This window comes from Streptomyces sp. NPDC093795 (genome assembly GCF_044764665.1).
Classification (GTDB): Bacteria; Actinomycetota; Actinomycetes; order Streptomycetales; family Streptomycetaceae; genus Streptomyces.
On sequence record NZ_JBIWIO010000002.1, the window covers coordinates 803,729 to 824,667 of the forward strand.

Genomic DNA, 20,939 nt, shown 5'->3' on the forward strand with positions numbered 1-20,939 from the left:
GGTCCAGACCCGGTCCGCCAGCGGGTATTCCGGGTCAATCCGGGCACATGCCCGGGCGGCGGCCGGGTTGGAATCAGGCGGTGAGCCCGAATCGTCCGGTGGCGGCGGCCTCGACGCGGGCGCGCGGGTAGCCGGTGACGCGGGTCTTCTTCTCGCCCCACGGCCGCTTGGCCTTCTCCTCGTCCGTGCGCACGATCAGGGCGCCGAGCTTCTCGGCGGTGACCAAGTGGCCGGCCGCCTTGAGCTTGTCGACGAGGAGCTGGCCGGGCAGCCACTCGGCCGGGGCGTCCTCGGTGGCGTGGGCGGTGAAGATGTCGAGGACGGCCGCGAGGAGCAGCGCGTCGTCGTCGCCCTGGGCGCGCAGCTGGTCGACGAGCGGGACCGGCCCGTGGGGCAGGGTTCCGGCCGTGCGCCGCCACTCGGTCGCGCGGGCGAGGAGCTGCTCGACCTGCTCGTCGGTGTAGTAGTCGGCGCGGACCATGGTGGGGTTGGTGCCCTCGGCCCACAGCAGGCCGGCGCCCCGCATCTCGGACTGGATCGTCTTGGCCGAGTAGCCGGAGGCGGCGGCGCCCTTGCCCAGGATCGTGTCGGAGGCCTCGGGGGTGGTGCAGCGCAGGGCCCACCGGATGGACAGCAGGTCCCGAAGGCTGGTGTCGACGACGTCGGAGCCGGGCTTCTGGGTCGCACAGAAGGTGATGATCCCGGCCGCCCGGCCCCGGGAGACGAGGTTGCGGAGGAGCTTGGTGATCTTTTTTCCGTACTCCTCGTCGGTGGTGTAGAACATGAGCTCGTCGACCCAGATGAGCTTCTGCCGCAGCTCGGGGTACTTGGCCGCGAGTTCCTCGGTGACCTTCCGCTTGCCCAGCTTCTTCAGCAGCGCGTAGCGGCGCTTCATGTCCTCGACCTGCTCCTTCAGCAGCTCGTAGAAGGCCTCGGGGTCGGCGTCGCCCTCGAAGCACTCGCAGAGGTGCTCGAACGGCTCCAGGTCGCCGCCGCCCTTGCCGTCCGCGAGGACGAGGATGACGCGCGGGTCGAGCGCGGCCGCGAGCAGGATCGTGTTGCCGGACGCCGACTTGCCCGCGCCGGGCTCGCCGCCGATCAGGCCGGAGCGCTCCACGACGCTGATGGAGATGGGCAGTCCGCGCACGTCGGGGCCGATCGAGATCGGTCCCCAGAAGTTCGCGGCCGCCTCCAGGGCGAGCAGCGGGCCGGGCTTGGCCTTGTCGGTGAACGGCAGGTCGCGCGCGACGTAGAGCTCGATGCGCCCGGAGCGTCCCCGCTTGGCGATGGACACCTGCGCTTCCTCCACGCCGAACGCGGCGGCCAGTTCATCGGTGGCGCGGATCGCGCGCTTGGCCGGGATGCCGGGTGGCAGGTCGAGGATGGCCGTCCAGGCGCCGCGGGTGTCGAGCATCGGCATCTGCACGACCCGCAGCGACTCCTCGGAGCCGATGACCTTCGCCGCGCGGAACGCCTGGTCGAGCATCGGGGCGGTCATCCGGTCGCCGTCCCCGAGCGAGCGCCACTCGGTCGACCAGTCGGCGTCCTCGTCGTACGGGGTGCGGCCGACAAACACGCCACCGGCGAACGTCGAGAGCAGGCCGGCGGCCAGACCCAGGCCGCCGCCCATGGCGTAGCCGGTGCCGATTGCGGTGAGCGGCGGGCCGTAGACGACGCCCGCGCGGAGGTTGCGGGCGCGGTTGCGGTCCTTCTTCGCCTTCTTGTGCAGCAGGACGGCTTCCTCGGCGGCCTTGGTCGCGCGCTCGGCCGCCTTCATCGCCAGCTCCTTCTTCGTCCCGAGGATGCGGGGGGTGAAGCGGGCGTGGCGGGCGGCGAGCCGGGCCTCGCGGGTCAGGACGTGTGCGGTGTGTGAGGCGGACTGGACCCGCACGCCCTCGAAGCCGACGACCCATTCGTGCGAGCGCCGCACGCCGCGGCCGAACTGGCGGACGTGACCCTTCTGGGTGGGCTGGCGGCGGACCCAGCGGCGGAAGTCCCGGCGCCGGGCCCGGGCGAAGACTCCCGCCCACGCGGCCCAGCCCTCGGCCGAGTGCATCCACGCGGGGATCAGCGGGCGGTCGTCGAAGTCGTCCAGGTCGACCTTCTCCACCTTCCCCGGGACCGGGGCGGGGGTGGTGGTCTTGCCCAGGATGACGCGGGCGGTGTCGAGGACGACCGTGCGGTCGTCCGGGCCGACGGGCGCCGGCGCTGTGGTCGGCATGGGCGGGACGACGATGGGGGCGGGGCCGCTGTCGTCGGGCATGTCCGACCACAAGTCGCCGGCCGGGATCGAGGGCGGGGTGGGGATGGTGGGGCGGAGGAAGGTGACGGTCGCGATCGTCGGCTCGACGGGCGGGGTCGGGGTGGCGGGGGCGTGCGGTTCGGCATGGTTGTCGGTCATGCTTGCGGTGCCTCCTGGTGAGGTAGCGGGGCCCGGCCGGTGCTGCCAGGCGAGGGCCGGGCCCCGCGTACTGGGGTGTGGGTCAGGAGCAGAGGTGGGGGCCCGCCACGTGGCGGGCGCCGGCGGCGTCGATGAGCCAGACCTCGGGGGCGGTCTCGAAGCGGACGCGGTAGCCGCGGGTCGTGGTCCGCTCGATGCCCCGCCGGTCGCGCAGCGCGCGGCCGATGGCGTCCTGGGGCGAGCGGGCACCCTCGACGAGGACGGTGCGGATGCCGGACGGGGCGACCGGCCAGGTGACCGTGTGCGCGGGGACCGCGCGGGTGACGGTCGGGTCGGCCTTGTCGGCGGCGGCGACGTTCTCGGTGACGAACTGCGGGTCGCGCGGCTTGCGGCTGAACAGACCCATGACGGGCCCTCCCTCGAATCGGTGGGGTGGGTCAGGCGACGTGCAGGCGGCGCTGTTCGATGACGCGGTCACGGAGCTTGAGGGCGTCCTCGCGGCGGATCTGGAGCTTCTTCGCGAGGCCGGTTGCGGAGATCTGCTTGCCCTCGGCGACGAGGTCGGCGGCGGCCGTCAGGGCGTCCGGCAGAAGCGCGTCCAGCTCCTCGTCGGACCGTCCCCGTGGCCCGTTCTCGCGAGGCTTCTCGGCGGGCGTTTCATCCGTGTTCGACCCAATTCCCGCTTGGGATCCGGGCACCTGGGTCAGCTCGATGAAGGGGTTGAGGCGGGCGGCCTTGAAGCCGGTCTCCAGCAGCTCGTCGCGGACGTTGTCCCCGAGCTCGAACGCCGCGCCGAGAGACAGCACAGCGTTGGTCGCGGTGGCGTAGAGCTCGGCCGACAGACCGGGCTCGGCGCCGGTGTGGATCCGCCACGCGGCGGCGAACGCCGACTCGTCGTCGAGGACGCCGTACGGCAGGGCGGTCTGGAGCTTGACCGCCTGCTGCACGATCTCCGGGTGGTGCTTGCGGCGTGCGGAGAGGTGAGCACGGCGGGCCTTATCGGCCTGCTTCTGCTCCTTGGTCTTGCCGTGGGAGCCGTGGGTCTTCAGGTCCCAGATGTAGATCGCGAACAGCGAGGATGCGCCGAGGACGAACGCGACCCACGGGTGTTCGCCGTACTGCTCCCAGCCGTGCCAGAAGTTCACCGCAGCCGCCACGGTGGCAACGGCCCAGGTGCCGATCCGGTACTTCCGGGGTTCACGGCCCGCGTCCTCGGCCTGCTTGCCCATGAACGTGATGGCCCAGGCACCGCCTTCGAGCATCGCGGCGAGCAGGCCGGCCATCGGCGCCGCCACGGTCGCGCCGGTGAGTGCGCCGATCTGGGAGAGGATCGCGGGCACGATCGAGGCGACCATCACGAAGCCGACGAAGAGGGTCGCCGGATTCGCCTTCAGCCACCGCACCGCCTTGGCGCGCTTCGCGGCGGCGGCCGCCTTCTTCGCCTGCTGCTCGGCAGCCTTCGCCTTCTTCTCGGCCTGCTCCTGGCGGCGCTTGGCCTCGGAGTCCTTGCGCTTCTCCTCGGCTCGGGCGGCCTCGCGCTGCTGGGCGGCTTCGAGCTCCAGGCGCCGGTCCTCGCGGTCCTGGGCGCGCTCGGCGGCCTTGTCGGCGCGGCGGTCTTCGCGGTACGTGTTCATCGGGTACCTCCGGCGGGGGTCGCGATCCCGTACAGGACGTCGGCGAGCTCCTGGCGGAGCTTCGGGGAGACCCGGTCCAGCCGGAACCGGCGGGCGAACGCCTCGTCGAGTCCGGCGACCGCGCGGGCGATCGTTTCGGTGATCAGGCTCAGGAGCGCTACCGTCCCGGCCAGCAGGCCGAGCGCGAGCTCCAGGACCGTCAGCACGAACAGCACGGTCTGGGCAAGGCTCTTCACCGCTCCTCACCCGCCTCGACGAACTCCTCGTACCGGTCGGCGCGGAGCAGGAGGCGGTCGACGCCGATCACGCCGAGGGCGGCGATGGCCCCGACGTAGGTGAGGTCCTGGACGCCGATGATCTGGCCCCAGATCTCGACGGCGACGCACAAGATCAGCAGGAGGTGGTAGGCGAGGGTGTTCACGCGACACCCCGCTCGAAGCCGAGGCCGAAGCTGCGGGGGAAGGCCAGGACCCGGGCGCCGAGCAGGCCCCGGTAGTACTCGACGTCCTCGGCGTCCACGTCGGTGGCGGCCTCGGCCTCCAGGACGCTGACGATGTCGCGCAGCGCGTCCTGGCCGGCGGCGGAGTCGAACTCCAGCGGCTCGACCGGGTCGGCTCCGAAGCCGAGCGCGGCCTCGATCAGCTCGGTCCGCGTAACGATCCGCTGACCAGCAACGATCACGTTCATGGGTCGTACTTCCTCTCAGGGTGGGACGGCCCGAACCGAGGCCCCGGGTCTAGCCACCCGGGGCCTCTCGCCGTCAGAACCAGGAATCTCCGGCTCCCCTCGACCCCGCCCGTACGAGACGGGCGGAGGAGGCAACCGGCCGCAGCGAGGGCTGCGGAAGTCGTGGGTACTGCGTCGGACCTCCGACTCGCGTGGTGCCACTGACTCCGGGGAGGTCCGGCTCCCGGAGCGCGTTGCGGCGTCAATGTCGGCCACGCGGTTCTTTAGAGCCGACTGCGTGTCCCCCTACGGGGTGTGGGGCCCGGTTGTGACGCGGGCCCGGTCTCGGTCGGCTGGTCTCCACTCGCCGCCGGCCAGAGCTGTCGCGGCCGTCGTGCTGCGGTGGATCACGCTGTTGAGTTGGGACGCACCGAACCCGAACCTTGCGGTCCATCTGGTGCGCACCAACAGATTGGCATCTGGTGCGCACCAGATGCAACCCCTCCTTCGGTTTGCGTGTCGGTGTGCGACTCCAGAGAACGGCCCAAGTCGGGTGCTTCGGTAGCCAACTGGGGTTAACCTCAGGGGTGTTAACCAGCTCTCACCTGGGGCTTTACGGGAGGCCGCGTGGCTACGGGGTTAAAGGCAGTCAGGACCGCGCGAGGGTGGTCGCAGGACCGACTGATCTACGAGATGCGACGGTTCGCGGAGCAACGGCTGCTCGACATCGCCTCGGCGGCGAGTCTTAAGACCTACATCTCAGAGTGGGAAAATGGCCGGCGCAGCATCACGGACCGGTACGCCGCGATCCTCCGGCCGCTCCTGGGCATCACGGACGACGAACTACGCGGCACGGCCGACGTACAGGAGTCGCAGGCAGACGGTTACGCGGACTTGCTGAGCCGGATCGATGCGGCGGGCAGCCTGAGTGAATCCATGGTCCCGTCGTTCCTGGCCCAGACGGAGCTACTCCGCACAATGGACCGTCAGATGGGCGCCACCGGCTTGGTCGACCAGATGAACGGCCACCTAACGGCCATGGAAGAGGCGCTCACCTTCGCCGTACTGCCGGGGATGAGGAAGCCCATCGCGACCGCGCTCGCGGGAGCGTCCACCCTTGCTGCATGGCAGGCGCTGGACGCCGGCGCCGTGGACAGGGCATGGCGGAGGTACGAGCTCGCAAAGAAGGCCGCGCAGGATGCCGAGTCCCCGCTCTACCTTGCGCACGCCATGGGGGAGCAGGCGTACGTACTCGCGGATGCCGGCCGACCTCAGCTCGCAATCGAGCTGGTGCGCGACGCGCAGCGCGTCCAGCCTGAGCGTCAGTCGCCACGGCTTCGAGCTTGGCTTGCGGCCGCCGAGGCCGAGCTGTGCGCCGCGGCCGGGGAGGGAAGACAGTCGGAGGCGCAGGTGGCGCTTGAACGAGCGGCATCCCTGCTACCCGACGACGGGGAGGTGCGTGATGCCGACATGCTGAGCATCTTTCTCAACACGGATCATCTGGCGAGGTGGCGTGGGAACGTCCTCGCCAAGCTCGGAGACGCCTCGGCGATGGATGAGCTGTACGCCTCCTTGGACAGCGCGGACGCGTCCTTCGTGCGCGCGAGATCCGGGTTGCACTGCGATCTCACGCAGGCGCATCTGGCCCGGGGAGAGCTGGACGACGCCCGGTCACACCTGCAAAAGGCCCGGTTGCTGGCGAACCGCACGGGGTCCGTGCGGTATCGCCGTCGCGTGGAGCTGCTTACCGGTCGCCTCTAGTACGGGACGCCAGGATGTGAAGGAGGGCCACGAGCGTGCCCGATCCCATCAGCTTGCCCTCGGACATGAGCTTGGGGATGTCGTCGAGGGGAATCCACGCGACCTCGCCGGCCTCCTCAGCGTCCGTGGGCTCACCGACCTTCTCGGCCCCTCGGGCCACGAAGATTTCGTGCGGTGAGTCGACCATGCCGATCATCGGCTGGTAGCTGACGACGTGCTGCACGGGGCCTGGGCGCCAACCGGTTTCTTCCTCGGTTTCACGCGCGGCCGTGGCCGCGGCGTCCTCGCCTTCGTCGACGATGCCCCCGGGCAGCTCCCACCCCCATTGCTCTGGCACGAAGCGGTATCGCCACAGCATGAGCACGCGGTCCTGGTCGTCGACTACCGCGGTTACTGCCACACGGAAGAGCCGCACCACGTGATGCTCAAATCGCTTGACGCCGGGAGGCTCCACGTCGACCAGTTCGAGGTTGACCCAGCGGTTCTCATAGACGGGGCGGGAACCGTGGATCTTCCATGGGTCCCGCTCTGCCGGAGTCGGGACGCCATTACTGCCGAGGACGCGGTACGAGCTGCGGTCTTGGGCCCTAATGAAGTGCTCGCTCACTAGACGTGCGAGTGCCTGGCGTAGTGCGGTACGGCCGATGTCAAGCTCGACGCTCAGCGTTCGCTCGGACGGCAGCTTGTCGCCAGGGCCGTACCGTCCCGACTCGATCCAGGACAGGATCGTCTCGTAGACCCTCTGAGTCTTGGGTCCCATTCTTGGCGCACACTCCCCGCTCGTTGGTGTTGATTGCCAGATTATCGGCGCGTCCTGCTCAAACCTTAGGCGTATTGGCCTTCGGTGAGCGTTGCGCTCCGGGTGCAGCCCTAGGTGCTCCATCAAGCCAGTCAGCCATCGGGGTCTCTCGCTCCATTAGGACCGCACTGGCCTTGAACCATTTGCTTCCCGGGGAGGGCACTAGCGTTACGCCTGCCACGCTACACGTAATAGGCCTTCCGTCCTGATTTGCAACGTCGCTCAGGTTTATTTCGGCTACGTATTCACTAAACTTCTCTTCCCAATATTCGTGTTCCGCTGGCTTCAGTGCTCGCTTCATTATGTTGAGGACTGGTTCGAGGTAGAACCAACGGATGCGCCCATTCGGGTACAGCGCCATTATGGCGATCGGGGGTGGAGGGGGAGTGGCAGGCCATAGATCTCGGTCAATGGCGTGAAGTGACCTCCTGTAGGTAGGCCAGAAGGCGATGAGATGATCGAGTGAAATAATTAGCGAGGTGGTGTCAATTAGGTCATTCTTTCCCACTTCGCTCACAAAGTGGCGAAAGAATCTGAGTCCTTCGAGATATGCGAATATTGCAAGATCGAGCGACGGGCCGATTCGGTGTACGGTAAACCCCTGGATGAGCGAATGTGTGCCGAGTATGCCACCACTGCTTCCGTGGGTAACTTGGGAGAGTAGTTTGTAAGTGTCGTAGTGGTGCTCGTACCCGTGTGCACGTGCTCTATCTCTAAGGTTGCGTTCCGACCAATCTGCATGGAATCGAGAGCCGAAGCTGGCTATCGATTGAGCGGCAGAGATGGAATTGTCTCTCTGGAGCTTCTTGATTCTGTTCTTCTCTCTCTTTAGTTCAAGCCCTTTCAGTTGCGAGGTTCCGTGGGAAATCCTGGCCAAAGTGATCGCGGTTATCGATCGGTGGGCAATGTAGCGTTGCTGGGCGATGTCTGATGTCGTGACCTCGCAGTAGTTGATTAGGTGTTCGTAGAGAGATCTGCAAGCGTGAGCAGCATCTCTTCCGTTGCCTGATACAAGCGAGTCGATCAGTGAATCGAAGTCGTTTAGTGCATGATTTCCTATCGTGCCTGCTGCCTGGTTTTCGATTCCCGTAAAAAAGGCGCGCTGCAGGAGGACTACCTCTTCGATTGTTGTGTCGAGCATTTCGTAGAGGTCGGGCATTGAGTCCTTGATTGCGTTCCGTACCTCCTCCTTTTGGGCAACCCCGTAGCGCTGGGAAGGTGGCCCTGTGAAGTCGACTCCCTGGTATCTGTGCACGATCCCCTCCCGTCTTCCGCGCCGCCTCCGACGCCGTCCCGGCACAGAGTCTGGCACCTATGCGCTCAGAAGCGGAGGTGGGCAGGATTAGCTGACGGTTCGTAAGTTGCTGGGCCGTCGCTGGGCCGTGCGACGCTCGCCAAGGCGCACTGAGAGCCACCGACAACCACCGTCGATGAGGCCACCTCGGCTGGTCCCTCGACCAGCCGAGGTGATCAGGGGTGTTGCTCGCCACTTCCTCCGCAACAAGAAGCAGGAGTGGGAGGAGTACCGCTCCGAGGTCACCGCCTTCGAGCTGCGGAAGAACCTGCCGGTGCTGTAACCCCCGGGTCAGTAGCAGGGTGCGCCTGCGGCCGTTTCCCGTCTGTCCCGGGGACTGTCAGACGTCGGTGGCACACTGCGCCGCATGAACAACTGGGTCTGGGACGCCGTACCCCGGTGGCACGCGGATGCCGCAGCAGGCCGACGTCTCCGTTCCGGCGGGCCGGTGGCGGGTCGGCGCGTGTCAGTCGAGTGGCGGGGCAGCCTCGGTCGGAGTGGTGCGGCTCCTGGCCGAGGGAAATACGTTGCCCGGCAGCGGTGGGCCGTTCAGACTGCCCCGGTGAAGATCGCTTCCGCCGCCACCGCGCGGCTTCTGTTGCATCCGTTGAGCGTGGACGAGGCCGAGCGGGTCGTCGCCCGGGAGCCCGGGGCCGGTGACCGGTGGGCCGAGGGGTATCCGCAGGACGGGGACGTCCGTGGGGTCACCGGGTTTCTGCGGGGGGTCGCCGAGCGCGGCGATCCGGGGGTGTTCCGGGCGTACGAGATACGGCTCCCGGAGAGTGGGGTCGTCGTCGGCGGGATCGGGTTCCACGGGCCGCCGGACGACCTCGGGGTCGTGACCGTCGGGTACGGGGTCGTGCCGGGGGAGCGGGGCAAGGGGTACGCCTCCGAGGCACTGCGGGCCCTCGTCGAGATCGCCCGGGTCGCCGGCGCCGCCGGGGTGAAGGGCGACGCCGACCTGGACAACCCGGCCTCGCACAAGGTCATGGAGGCCGCCGGGATGCCGTGCGTGGCGGAGGACGAGACGCTCCGCCACTTCTATCTCGGGTTCTGAGCCACCTGGGCTGCTAGCCGTCGGCCGCCGCCCCCGTCGCCCGCTCCCGGCCCGCCGCCCGGCCTCAGCGCTCCGACAGTTCCGACGGGGCCTCCTGGACGACCCAGCCGTTGCCGTCCGGGTCGTCGAAGGCCATGAACGAGTTCCAGGTGTCGCCCTTGCCGTCCTCCCAGCCCGTCGCGCCGACGTGCTGGACCGGGGTGACGTCGACGCCCCGCTCGACCAGTTCCCTGCGCGCGGCCTCGATGTCCGTGACGCAGATCTGGAGGCCCTGGAGGGTGCCCGGCGCCATCTCCTTCGTGCCCGGCATCGGCGGCATCCCGCTCAGCAGCGCGATCGAACAGCGGGAGCCCGGCGGGGTCGCCTGGACGATGCGCACGCCCGGCGCCACCTCGTCGTCCAGGTCGATCTTGAAGCCGCACTTGTCGCCGTAGAACTCCTTCGCCCGGTCGATGTCGGTGACGGGTACGGGGATGACTTCCAGGGTCCAGTTCATGGGGGTTCTCCTCAGAAACGCCAGCGGGTCTGACCGAAGGGGTCGCCCTTGGCGAAGCCGAAGACCGTGCGGGGCGCGACCGCGAACACCAGGGCCGTACCACCGTCGCCCACGAACGCTCCCTCACGCACCTCGAACCGCCAATCCGGCCCGTACTTCTCCACGTACGCCTCCGCGAGCCCCGCGAGCCGGCCCTCGTCCGTCACCCGGACAGCCTCGCCCTCGACCACCAGGTCGAAGCCCTCGCCGAGCGTCGGCGTGCCCGTCGTGAGGACCACCGACGGGTTGTCCGCCAGGTTGCGGGCCTTGCGCTCGTCGGGGCCGGTGCAGAAGTGGAGCGCGCCCTCCGACCACACCGCGATCAGCGGGGTGACGTGGGGGCGGCCGTCCGGGCGTACGGTCGTCAGCCAGAAGACCTCGGCCGCCGCGAGCCGGGCGGCGGCGTCGGGCCAGGACGCCGGGGCCGCCTTCGGGTCGCTGAATCGGGGATCGAGGGAAGTCCGCGGGTTCATCGCCGTTCCTTTCGCCGTACCGGTACGCCTCTCAGTACGGACCGGCCGGCGCCTCGGAACTCATCGGCCCGCGGGCGTCCAGTGCAGCCTGCCGTCCAGGCCGATAGCCGCCACCCCGTCCGTCCCCGCGTCCGGCGCCCCCGAGAACAGGAACCGCTCCAGCCTCCACACCGGCCGCGCCCCCGCCCTGCCGTGCGGCGCCGTCGCCAGGAAACCGGTCCGCGACCGGACCGCGAGCAGGCCGTCGCCGCCGCTCACCGGGCCGAAGCCGGCGACTCCGGCGCCCGCCAGCTCGGTGATCGGGGAGACCGGGCCCGTCCCCGAGAAGTCGGCGCTCCGCAGGTCGCCGGAGGCCGGCTTGCGGAACCAGAGCCGTACGCCGTCGCCGTCCGGCGCCGCGCTCGCGCTCAGCGCCAGCGTCGTCGGTGGAAGCCCGGTCGGCGCCGGCCCGGTGAACGGTCCGCCGGGACGCCGCTGCGCCCAGGTCAGGACCGTGCTCGGGGTGCTCGCGAAGACGTAGCCGCGCCCGGCCCCGTCCGTCGCCGAGACGGGGTCGCCGTACACGTCCACGCCGCCGAGCGTCCGCCACGGGCCCCAGTCGCCGTCCGGGCGCTGCTCACGGGCCGTCAGACGGTGGCCGCTGTCCCGCAGGACGACGGTCGCACGCCCGTCGGCGGCGACGGTCACGGCTGGCGCGCTGATGTCGGAGGTGCCCCCGGCGTCGTCCCGCTCGGGCGTGCCGAGCGAGGTCCACGGGCCGAAGTCGCCGCCCGGCGCCCCCTGCGCGGCGGTCACCACCTCGCGGTGGTAGCCGGCGGGGCCGCCCGCGAGCACCGTCCGGGTGCCGAAGACGGCGATACGCCCGTCGGGCAGCGTCACGGAGGTGATGCCGCTGTCCAGGCCGCCGCCGGGCAGCAGTGTCGGGCCGTGCCAGGGGGTGCCGGTCGCCGGCTTCCGCCAGGCGGCGAGCTGTCCGTCGAGTACGGAGAAGGCGTGGAGCTCGCCGTCCGGGCCCCGCTGCACCCAGGAGGTGGAGGTGCCCCGGGCGTACCGGATGGTCTGGGTCCAGCCCCGTCCGGCGGGCCGCGCCGCCACCTTCAGGTCACCGCAGCCGGCGGCGGTCCCGCAGTCGTTGACGCCGTCCAGCCACGCGTACGTCTTCAGGGTCTTCAGCTTCGCGCCCGCGGTCTCGGGGTCGAGGGTGTGCGGCAGGACGCTGGTGGGGTAGCCGAGGTAGTTCTGCACGCCGACGTGCGGATGCCCGGGGACGTCCGCGTAGCGGGCGAGCGCGGCCTGGGTGAACCTCGCCCCGTACAGGTGGTCCTGGTGGTCCCTGAGCTTCCCGCTCGCCGGGTCCTTGCCGGGGCTCGGGTCCTGCATCCGTACGAACGTCGGCCGGAAGCGGTCGAGCAGCCCCGCGATCGTGGCGACGACCTGGTCCTTCGTGTACGTGAAGTCGGCGCCGACCGGGGTGCCGGAGGAGCGCTGGGACTCCAGGGTGGTGATCCGGCCGTTCCAGAGGCCGTTGAGGCTGTGCGGGCGGTCGCCGGTGGTCGAACCGGCCTCGCGTATCTGTAGCCACACCAACTTGACCTGCGGCTGCGCGCGCAGCGTGTCCATCTCCGCCGTCGCGCCGCCGGCCGTGGGTATCGCGACCCGCTCCCAGGGGCTGGTGCGGCTGCCGGTCGCCATCTCGGCGTACGCGGCGCGGATGCCGTTCTGCCGGGCCTCGGCGTAGTCCGCCTTGTCGGCGTCGGCCCCGGCGGCCTCGTGCGGGCGGGCGTTGACACCGTCCGACTCGCCGGCCGTGAGGTAGACCGAGGTCAGGGGATGGCCGGAGCGTATGGACTGGGATATGTCCGGGTTCATGAAGAACAGGTCGTCGTCCGGGTGCGCCACGACCTGCACCACGGAGGTCGGCTCCTTTGCGGACCGTACGGGCTCCGCCCGCGCCCCGACCACGTGGGCGGGGGGCGGTGTCTTCGGCGCCCTCGGCTTCGGGTGCGCGGCCCGCAGGGCGGTCGCCGCCGGCTTCGGGTCCGCCGCGTGAGCCGTCGGCGCCGGTGCTCCCGTCACCGAGAGCACTCCGGCGAAGGTGCCCCCCAGCAGGACGGCCGTCACCGTCGTGGAGACGGTCACGCGGCGGGAGGGGAGGAGACGGCGGCGGGGGCGGACGGGCATGTTCGGCGGCGCGCTTTCGACAGGGGGGAGCGGAGGGAGGCGGTGAGCGGAGGGGTCCGGCAGGGAGGCGGACAGGCGGACGGGGGTCCGCACCCGGTGGGGGGACCTTCGAGAAGCAAGACGGACTTTCAAGAAATACGGTTCATCCGGCTCGAAAAGCGATCAATGTGCGAGAGATCACGTGTGATCCGCTGCGAACCGAAGGCCTCGACGCCCCCGCCCACCACTCCGGATAGGCTCGATCCGCCCGGGCCCGACCCCTGGGCGGACCTGCTCGGAGGGAGCGGCGGAATGACGGTGCCCGGACGTAGAAGCAGCACCTTCTCACGTCTGCTGCGGCACGGATTCACCGACCCCTCCGGCGCCGAGCGGCTCCTGGACGTGCCCGAGCTGTCCGCCCTGCGCGGCGACTCCGTCCTCCTCGACGCCCTCGGCGCCACCGCCGACCCCGATCTCGCCCTGCGCGGCCTGGTACGCCTGGTCGAGGCGCAGCCCGAGACCGAGCGGCAGACCTTCACGACCACGCTGCTCTCGGCGAAGCCGTTCCGGGACCGGCTCCTCGGGGTGCTCGGCGCGTCCGAGGCGCTCGCCGACCACCTGGCCCGTCACCCGCGCGACTGGGAGTCCCTCGTCACGTACGAGGCCGTGGACCTGCACCCGGGGGTCGAGGAGTTCGAGCGGGGGCTCGCCGGCGCCGTCGACGCGGTCTCGCTGCGGGTCGCCTACCGCCGCTGCCTCCTCGCCATCGCGGCCCGTGACGTGTGCGGCACCATCGACGTCGCCGAGACCGCCGCCGAGCTCGCGGACCTGGCGACGGCGACCCTGCGGGCCGCGCTCACCATCGCCCGGACGGCCGATCCCGCCGACGCCGCCATGTGTCGGCTCGCGGTGATCGCGATGGGGAAGTGCGGCGGTCATGAGCTGAACTACGTCTCGGACGTGGACGTGATCTTCGTGGGGGAGCCCGTCGAGGGCGCCGACGAGGGGAAGGCCATGCAGGCCGCGGCCCGGCTGGCCTCGCACCTGATGCGGATCTGCTCGGAGACCACCGTCGAGGGCACCATCTGGCCGGTCGACGCCAACCTGCGCCCCGAGGGCCGCAACGGCCCCCTCGTCCGTACCCTCTCCTCCCATCTCGCCTACTACCAGCGCTGGGCGAAGACCTGGGAGTTCCAGGCACTGCTCAAGGCGCGCGCCGTCGCGGGCGACCCGGAGCTCGGCGCCCAGTACATCGAGGCCGTCTCCCCGCTCGTCTGGCAGGCCACCGAGCGGGAGAACTTCGTCCCCGACGTGCAGAAGATGCGCCGCCGGGTCGTCGACAACATCCCCGCCGCCCAGGTCGACCGCGAGCTGAAGCTCGGCCCCGGCGGGCTCCGGGACGTCGAGTTCGCCGTCCAGCTCCTCCAGCTCGTGCACGGCCGCAGCGACGCGGGACTGCGCAGCGGCACCACCCTCGACGCGCTCGCCGCGCTCGCCGCCGGCGGCTACGTCGGCCGGGCCGACGCGTCCCAGCTCGACGAGGCGTACCGCTTCCTGCGGGCCATGGAGCACCGCATCCAGCTGTACCGGCTGCGCCGCACCCACCTCGTCCCCGAGGACGAGGCCGACCTGCGCCGCCTCGGCCGCTCGCTCGGCCTGCGCACCGACCCGGTCGCCGACCTGAACAAGGAGTGGAAGCGGCACGCGGCCGTCGTCCGCCGCCTGCACGAGAAGATCTTCTACCGGCCGCTGCTCGACGCGGTGGCCCAGCTCGCCCCCGGCGAGATCCGGCTCAGCCCGAAGGCGGCCGGACAGCGGCTCGAAGCCCTGGGGTACGAGGACCCCGCCGCCGCCCTGCGGCACCTGGAGGCGCTGGCCTCCGGGGTCAGCCGGAAGGCCGCGATCCAGCGGACGCTGCTTCCGGTGCTGCTCGGCTGGTTCGCGGACTCGGCCGACCCGGACGCCGGCCTGCTCGGCTTCCGCAAGGTGTCGGACGCCCTCGGCAAGACCCCCTGGTACCTGCGGCTGCTCCGGGACGAGGGCGCCGCGGCCGAGAACCTCGCCCGGGTGCTCTCCGCCGGGCGGCTCGCCCCCGACCTGCTGCTCCGCGCCCCCGAGGCGGTCGCGCTCCTCGGCGACCCGGAGGGGCTGAAGCCGCGCGGCCGTGACCATCTGGAGCAGGAGGTCCTGGCGGCGGTGGGCCGCGCGAGCGACGCCGAACAGGCCGTGGCCGCGGCCCGCGGGGTGCGGCGCAGGGAGCTGTTCCGTACCACCGCGGCCGACCTCATCGGCTCGTACGGCACCGAGGACAGCCCCCGCGAGCCCGATCCGGGGTCGCTGGTCGACCGGGTCGGGGAGTCCGTCACCGACCTCAACGCGGTGACGATCGCGGGCGCCCTGCGGGCGGCCGTGCGCGCCGAGTGGGGCGAGGAGCTGCCGACCCGGTTCGCGGTCATCGGCATGGGCCGCTTCGGAGGGCACGAGCTGGGGTACGGCTCCGACGCCGACGTCCTGTTCGTGCACGAGCCGCGTGAGGGCGTCGACGAGCAGGAGGCCGCGCGGGCCGCGAACCGGGTGGTCACGGAGATGCGCCGACTCCTCCAACTTCCCACCGCCGACCCGCCGTTGCTGATCGACGCCGACCTCAGGCCGGAGGGCAAGAGCGGGCCCATGGTCCGCACCCTGAAGTCGTACGCGGCCTACTACCACCGCTGGTCGCTCGTCTGGGAGAGTCAGGCGCTGCTGCGCGCCGAACCCATGGCGGGCGACCGGGAGTTGGCGGAGCGGTTCATCGAGCTCGTCGACCCGCTGCGCTATCCGGCCGAGGGCCTCGGTGAGGACGCGATCCGCGAGATCCGCCGCCTCAAGGCCCGGATGGAGTCCGAGCGGCTGCCGCGCGGCGCCGACCCGACGCTCCACGCGAAGCTGGGGCGCGGCGGCCTGAGCGACGTCGAGTGGACGGTCCAGCTGTTCCAGATGCGGCACGGCTGGGCGGAGCCGGGGCTGCGGACCCCCCGTACCCGCGAGGCGCTCCGGGCGGCGCACGCGGCCGGACTGATCCCGACGGAGGAGGCGCAGACCCTGGACGAGGCATGGGTCCTGGCCACCCGTGTCCGCAACGCGGTCATGCTGGTACGCGGCCGGCCCGGCGACACCTTCCCCTCCGACCCGCGCGAACTCGCGGCGGTGGGGCGCTACCTGGGGTACGGGCCGGGGCACGTCGGCGAGATGGTCGACGACTACCGGCGGATCACCCGCCGGGCCAGGGCGGTCGTCGAGGAGCTGTTCTACGGGGCGTGAGCCCGGTGGCCCGGCCGCTGCGGACCGTGGCCCGCGCCTACGCCCCGTCCGGCAGGCCCCGACCGTCCGGCAGACCCGGACCGTCCGGCAGGCCCCGACCGTCCGGCAGGCCCCGACCGTCCGGCAGTCCCCGGCCGTCCGGCAGTCCCCGGATGTGTGCCAGGTAGCCGGCCAGGGCCAGTTCGAAGGCGGTGTCGGTGCGGCCGCCCTCGGGGAAGGCGGCCAGGGCGCGCGCGAGGCGCGGGGTGGCCGTGTCGTCGGCCAGCTCCCACATCGCCTCCGGGGCGGCCATGTCGAGGGCCGAGCCCAGGACCAGGTTCTCCAGGGCGATGATCACCGGCATGACGTCCGGGAGGGCGAAGCCCGCGTCGAGGAGGAGGGCGACCGCCTGCTCGTACTGATCGAGGACCCTCGGGGCGCGCACCGGTGAGCCGGTGAGCAGCGGGATCGCCTTCGGATGGGCGGCGAAGGCGGCCCGGTAGGAGCGCGCCCAGGCGGCGAAGGCCGCGTCCCAGGGCTGCCCGTCGAGCGTGCCGCCGTCGATGGCGGAGCAGACCCGCTCCCGCAGCAGCTCCACGATGCCGTCCCTGCCGTCCACATGGTGGTACACCGACGCCGTCTGCACCCCGAGCCGTCGCGCGATCTGCGGGACGCTGAAGTCGCCCTGCTCGTCGACGAGTTCGAGCGCCGTGGTGGTGATGCGCGCCCGGTCGAGGAGGGGCTTGTGCGGCCGGCCCATGGACGTTCTCCCGCTGTTCAGGTCTTCCCCAGTCGTTGGACATGAGGCTACATTGCGCCAACCGAAAGCCTTTAGGTTTACGAGAAGGGCTTCTCCCGCATGTCCTCCAGCGCCTCCGACAAGCCGCCCGGTCTGCGCACCGGCACCCTCACGACCGCCGACATCACCTTCTTCGTCGTGTCCGCGGCCGCACCGCTGACCGTGATGGCCGGCGTCGCCCCCATCGCCCTCGTCCTCGGCGGCATCGGCGCCCCGGCCGGCTACCTCATCGCCGGCATCACCCTGGCGATCTTCGCCATCGGCTTCACCACCATGAGCCGTCACGTCCGCAGCGGCGGCGCCTTCTACGCGTACATCGCCCAAGGGCTCGGCAAACCGCTCGGCATCGCCGCCGCCCTGGTCGCCATGGTCGGCTACAACGGCATGGAGATCGGCGTCTACGGACTCCTCGGCTCCGCCACCGCCGACACCGCCCACGCCCTGTGGGGCGTCGACCTGCCCTGGCTCCCGATCGCCCTCGCCGGCCTGCTGCTCATCTGGTACGGCGGCTACCGCTCCATCGACTTCGGCGCCAAGCTCCTCGGCATCCTGCTCGTCGCGGAGACCGGGATACTCGTCCTCCTCGCCGGCGGCGTGCTCCTCGACGGCGGCGCCGACGGGCTCTCCCTCGCCTCGTTCGCCCCCGGCAACGTCCTCGTACCCGGCACGGCGGCCGTACTGGCCTTCGCCTTCTCGGCCTTCACCGGCTTCGAGTCCACCGTGATCTACCGCCGCGAGGCCCGCGACCCCGCCCGCACCATCCCCCGCGCCACCTACATCGCGGTCGGCTTCCTCGGCCTCTTCTACGCCTTCGTCGTCTGGACCGTGATCCAGGCCTTCGGCGACGACCGGGTCGTCGCCGCCGCCGCGGGCGACCCCGGCGGACTGTTCTTCGCCGCCATCACCACCTACGTGGGGCCCTGGGCCGCCGACCTGATGCACGTCTTCATCGTGACCAGCATCATCGCCTCGCTGCTCGCCTTCCACAACGCGATCAACCGCTACGGCCTCGCCCTCGCCGAGGAGGGCGTCCTGCCCGCCGCCCTCGGCCGGATCCACCCCCGCCACCGCTCCCCGTACGTCGCCGGCGTCGCGCAGACCGTGCTCGGCGCGGGCGTCGTCCTCGGCTTCGCGGCCGCCGGCGCCGACCCGTACACCCAGCTGCTGCTCTGGGTGAACACCCCCGGGATGCTCGGGCTCATGGCGCTGATGCTGCTCGCCGCCCTCGCCGTCGTGCGCTACTTCCGGCGCGTCCCGCACCAGGAGGGCGCCCTGCGCACCCTCGTCGCCCCCGTCACCGCCGCCGCCCTGCTCGCCGTGGCGATCTGGCTGGTCGCCTCCAAGGTCGCGCTCTTCACCGGCGCGTCCCCGACCGTCAACGCGGTCCTCGTCGCCGTCGTCCCCACAATCCTCGCCCTCGGGCTCCTCCTCGCGTACCGGCTGCGCCGCACGCGCCCCGAGGTCTACGCCCGCTTCGCCGAGGAACCGGCCACCGAGCAGCCCACCGACCCGCACGCCGACCCGCACGCCGCCCCGCACACCGAAGGAGCCGACCCCTCGTGTCCGCAGCCCCCGACCTCGTCCTCGTCAACGCCCGCGTCCGCGACCCCGAGCTCACCGGGCACACCGCTGTCGCCGTCCGCGACGGACTGATCACCGCCCTCGGGGGCGACACCGAGGCCCGCGCCTGGGCCGGAGCGGGCACCGAGACCGTCGACCTCGCCGGAGCCACCCTCACCCCCGGCCTCACCGACGCCCACAGCCACCCCGTATGGGGTCTCGAGATGTTCACCGGCACCGACCTCTCCGGCGTCAGGGACCTCGAAGGACTGCGCGCCGCCCTCCGCGGCGCCGAGCGCCGGAGCGGCTGGATCCTCGGCTTCGGCCTCGACCACAACGTCTTCGGCGGCCGCCCCCTCCACCACGACCTCGTCGAGGACGTCCTCGACGGCGCCCCCGCCCACCTCCGCCTCTACGACGGACACTCCGTCCTCGCCAGCGCGAGCGCGCTCAAGGCCGCCGGCATCGAAGGCCCCCGCGCCTTCGCCCAGCACTCCGAGATCGTCTGCGACGCCGGAGGCCGCCCCACCGGCCATCTCGTCGAACACGCCGCCATGGACCTGATGACCCCGGTCCTGCCCGCCCAGCCGTACGCCGAGCGCCGCACCCGGCTCGTCGACCTGCTCACCGCCATGGCCGCCACCGGCCTCACCTCCGCCCACGTCATGGACCTCGGCGGACACGACGTCCCCGGCCTGCTCACCGCCCTGGAGGAGGACGGCGACCTGCCGCTACGCCTTCGCCTCGCCCCCTGGTGCATGCCCGGCGCCACCGAGGAGGAGCTGGACGCGTTCGTACGGCTCCAGGAGCGGGCCGGACGGCTCTGGGCGGTCGGCGGCGTCAAGTTCTTCATGGACGGCACCGTCGAGGGCGGCACCGCCTGGTTGGAGCACGCCGACTGCCACGGCCGCGGCACCGACGCCTTCTGGCCCGACCCGGCCGCGTACTCCGCCGCCGTACGCCACCTCCACCGCGCCGGGGTCGGCACCGCCACCCACGCCATCGGCGACGCCGCCGTACGGCACGTCCTCGACACCGTCGAAACCCTGGGCGGGGGCGGCCCACGGCACCGGATCGAGCACATCGAGACCGTCCCCGACGACCAGCTCGGCCGCTTCGCCGCGCTCGGCGTCGTCGCCTCGATGCAGCCCCCGCACACCGCGTACACCCGCGCCGACCACACCGACGAGTGGTCGAAGCGGCTCGGCGAGGAGCGGGCCGCCCGCGCCTGGCGCTGCCGCGACCTGCGGGACGCCGGGGCGCACCTCGCGCTCGGCTCCGACTGGCCCATCGCCCACTACGACGCCCGGCAGGTCCTCGCCACCGCGCGGGCCCCGCGCGGCGCCGCATCGGCCCGGCACGGACTCACCGGCCTGATGGCCCTGGAGGGCATGACCACGCACGCGGCGGTCGCCGCGGGGGAGGAGAGGGTCGCGGGCCGGATCGCCCCGGGCTACCGGGCCGACCTCACCGCCTTCGCCGTGGACCCGGTGGAGGCCCCGGCGGACGAGACCGCGGAGGCCCCGGTCCGGCTCACCGTCGCCGGCGGGCGCGTCACGTACCGGAGCTGACCCGTCGCCGCTCGGCGTCGACCGCCTCGTGGTCCGCCCCTTCCGTGGGGGGCGGGCCGCCGGCGGCGACCGGCGCCGCCGTCCGCACCTGCTTGGACAGCCGGTGCGGCCAGGCGCCGTACAGGCCGAAGGCGACGAGGAACCCGAAGCCGAGGCAGATCATGCCGCCGACCGCGTCCAGCCAGAAGTGGTTGGCGGTCGCGACGATCACGACGAGCGTGGCCGCCGGGTAGAGCAGGCCCAGGATCTTCGCCCAGGGCGCCTTCGCCACGAAGAAGAGGGTGAGACCGCACCAGAGCGACCAGCCGATGTGCATCGACGGCATCGCCGCGTACTGGTTCGACATGTGCTTGAGGTCGCCCGAAGCCATCGAGCCCCAGGTGTGGTGCACCAGGACCGTGTCGACGAAGTCCATGTTCTCCATCAGCCGGGGCGGCGCGAGCGGGTACAGGTAGTAACCGACCAGGGCCACGGCGGTGGTGGCGAACAGAACGGTACGGAACGCGGCGTAACGGCCCGGCTGCCATCGGTAAAGCCATACGAGCACACCGATGGTGACGATGAAGTGCAGCGTCGCGTAGTAGTAGTTCATCGACACGATCAGCCATGTCACCGAGTTCACGGCATGGTTGACGGCGTGCTCGAAGGCGAGGCCGAGGGACTCCTCGGTCCGCCAGATCCAGTCGGCGTTCCTGAGCGCCTGGGCCTTCTGCTCCGGGACCGCGTTGCGGATGAGCGAGTACGTCCAGTAACTCACCGCGATCAGCAGCAGCTCGAACCAGATGCGGGGGCGCCGGGGCGTGCGCGTACGCAGCCACGCCCACCTGTCGTCGGCCACGGTGGGTGACGACGACGGGGTCGTCCGGTCGTCCAAACTCTTCACGGTCGTTTCACCCATAGGCAGAGAGTGTGCCAGATTCCGTCCCCCGACCGATCATCCCTCCGACGGG

At 71.2% G+C, this 20,939-nt stretch carries 18 protein-coding genes and 1 pseudogene; 6 read left to right on the forward strand and 13 right to left on the reverse strand.

The genetic code is table 11. From position 1 onward, the window contains the following. Positions 1 to 73: 73 nt before the first annotated feature. The 6 genes from ACIRB7_RS08675 to ACIRB7_RS08700 form a co-directional block, all read right to left on the reverse strand. Positions 74 to 2,401: an FtsK/SpoIIIE domain-containing protein gene (locus tag ACIRB7_RS08675; protein WP_403594261.1), complete on the reverse strand. Its 2,328-nt coding sequence runs from the start codon at positions 2,399 to 2,401 to the stop codon at positions 74 to 76. 82 nt (positions 2,402 to 2,483) lie between these two features. Further along, complete coding sequence (locus ACIRB7_RS08680) at positions 2,484 to 2,807, reverse strand: hypothetical protein (RefSeq protein ID WP_403594264.1); 324 nt, start codon at positions 2,805 to 2,807, stop codon at positions 2,484 to 2,486. A gap of 31 nt (positions 2,808 to 2,838) precedes the next feature. Beyond that, on the reverse strand, positions 2,839 to 4,035 hold the full coding sequence (locus ACIRB7_RS08685; RefSeq protein WP_403594267.1) for a hypothetical protein: 1,197 nt from the start codon (positions 4,033 to 4,035) through the stop codon (positions 2,839 to 2,841). After that, positions 4,032 to 4,271, reverse strand: a complete 240-nt coding sequence (locus ACIRB7_RS08690; RefSeq protein WP_403594270.1) for a hypothetical protein — start codon at positions 4,269 to 4,271, stop codon at positions 4,032 to 4,034. Before ACIRB7_RS08690 ends, ACIRB7_RS08685 begins: the two co-directional genes overlap by 4 nt. Then, positions 4,268 to 4,456, reverse strand: coding sequence for a hypothetical protein (locus ACIRB7_RS08695; protein ID WP_403594273.1), 189 nt, complete (start codon positions 4,454 to 4,456; stop codon positions 4,268 to 4,270). Before ACIRB7_RS08695 ends, ACIRB7_RS08690 begins: the two co-directional genes overlap by 4 nt. Further along, positions 4,453 to 4,722, reverse strand: coding sequence for a hypothetical protein (locus tag ACIRB7_RS08700; RefSeq protein ID WP_403594276.1), 270 nt, complete (start codon positions 4,720 to 4,722; stop codon positions 4,453 to 4,455). Before ACIRB7_RS08700 ends, ACIRB7_RS08695 begins: the two co-directional genes overlap by 4 nt. A gap of 606 nt (positions 4,723 to 5,328) precedes the next feature. Here ACIRB7_RS08700 and ACIRB7_RS08705 point away from each other — a divergent pair. Next, on the forward strand, positions 5,329 to 6,462 hold the full coding sequence (locus ACIRB7_RS08705; protein WP_403594278.1) for an XRE family transcriptional regulator: 1,134 nt from the start codon (positions 5,329 to 5,331) through the stop codon (positions 6,460 to 6,462). Here ACIRB7_RS08705 and ACIRB7_RS08710 read toward each other — a convergent pair. Beyond that, positions 6,446 to 7,222: an NUDIX domain-containing protein gene (locus tag ACIRB7_RS08710; protein ID WP_403594281.1), complete on the reverse strand. Its 777-nt coding sequence runs from the start codon at positions 7,220 to 7,222 to the stop codon at positions 6,446 to 6,448. The two genes, ACIRB7_RS08705 and ACIRB7_RS08710, sit on opposite strands and share 17 nt — an antisense overlap. Positions 7,223 to 7,280: 58 nt before the next feature. Continuing rightward, positions 7,281 to 8,516: a DUF5677 domain-containing protein gene (locus ACIRB7_RS08715; RefSeq protein ID WP_403594283.1), complete on the reverse strand. Its 1,236-nt coding sequence runs from the start codon at positions 8,514 to 8,516 to the stop codon at positions 7,281 to 7,283. A gap of 235 nt (positions 8,517 to 8,751) precedes the next feature. Between ACIRB7_RS08715 and ACIRB7_RS08720 the strand changes: the two are divergent. Together ACIRB7_RS08720 and ACIRB7_RS08725 are read left to right on the forward strand one after the other, a co-directional pair. After that, positions 8,752 to 8,838 (forward strand): annotated as a pseudogene (locus ACIRB7_RS08720) (glutamine synthetase); the annotation flags it as partial. A gap of 279 nt (positions 8,839 to 9,117) precedes the next feature. Continuing rightward, positions 9,118 to 9,612: a GNAT family N-acetyltransferase gene (locus ACIRB7_RS08725; RefSeq protein ID WP_403594285.1), complete on the forward strand. Its 495-nt coding sequence runs from the start codon at positions 9,118 to 9,120 to the stop codon at positions 9,610 to 9,612. 64 nt (positions 9,613 to 9,676) lie between these two features. Here ACIRB7_RS08725 and ACIRB7_RS08730 read toward each other — a convergent pair whose 3' ends face one another. Genes ACIRB7_RS08730 through ACIRB7_RS08740 form a run of 3 tightly spaced genes read right to left on the reverse strand, consistent with a single transcriptional unit; the run spans position 9,677 to position 12,801 of the window. Beyond that, complete coding sequence (locus tag ACIRB7_RS08730) at positions 9,677 to 10,108, reverse strand: VOC family protein (protein ID WP_403594288.1); 432 nt, start codon at positions 10,106 to 10,108, stop codon at positions 9,677 to 9,679. Positions 10,109 to 10,119: 11 nt separating this feature from the next. Beyond that, positions 10,120 to 10,620, reverse strand: coding sequence for a pyridoxamine 5'-phosphate oxidase family protein (locus ACIRB7_RS08735; protein WP_403594291.1), 501 nt, complete (start codon positions 10,618 to 10,620; stop codon positions 10,120 to 10,122). Positions 10,621 to 10,680: 60 nt separating this feature from the next. Then, entirely contained in the window at positions 10,681 to 12,801 is a 2,121-nt protein-coding gene (locus ACIRB7_RS08740; protein WP_403594294.1) for a PIG-L family deacetylase, read from the reverse strand. 291 nt (positions 12,802 to 13,092) lie between these two features. On the opposite strand from ACIRB7_RS08740, the gene ACIRB7_RS08745 reads away from it, so the two are divergent. Then, entirely contained in the window at positions 13,093 to 16,080 is a 2,988-nt protein-coding gene (locus ACIRB7_RS08745; protein ID WP_403594297.1) for a bifunctional [glutamine synthetase] adenylyltransferase/[glutamine synthetase]-adenylyl-L-tyrosine phosphorylase, read from the forward strand. Between the two features lie 37 nt (positions 16,081 to 16,117). Here ACIRB7_RS08745 and ACIRB7_RS08750 read toward each other — a convergent pair whose 3' ends face one another. Next, entirely contained in the window at positions 16,118 to 16,819 is a 702-nt protein-coding gene (locus ACIRB7_RS08750) for a TetR/AcrR family transcriptional regulator (protein WP_403594300.1), read from the reverse strand. A gap of 99 nt (positions 16,820 to 16,918) precedes the next feature. On the opposite strand from ACIRB7_RS08750, the gene ACIRB7_RS08755 reads away from it, so the two are divergent. Then, the gene (locus ACIRB7_RS08755) at positions 16,919 to 18,511 is read left to right on the forward strand and encodes an APC family permease (protein WP_403594303.1); all 1,593 of its coding nucleotides are present in this window, start codon (positions 16,919 to 16,921) and stop codon (positions 18,509 to 18,511) included. After that, positions 18,418 to 19,989 (forward strand): amidohydrolase, encoded by a 1,572-nt coding sequence (locus ACIRB7_RS08760; RefSeq protein ID WP_403594306.1) that lies wholly within the window; start codon positions 18,418 to 18,420, stop codon positions 19,987 to 19,989. Before ACIRB7_RS08755 ends, ACIRB7_RS08760 begins: the two co-directional genes overlap by 94 nt. Here ACIRB7_RS08760 and ACIRB7_RS08765 read toward each other — a convergent pair. Beyond that, a complete protein-coding gene (locus ACIRB7_RS08765) occupies positions 19,973 to 20,887 on the reverse strand; it encodes a phosphatase PAP2 family protein (RefSeq protein ID WP_403594309.1) in 915 nt (304 codons plus the stop codon). The two genes, ACIRB7_RS08760 and ACIRB7_RS08765, sit on opposite strands and share 17 nt — an antisense overlap. Positions 20,888 to 20,939 lie beyond the last annotated feature (52 nt).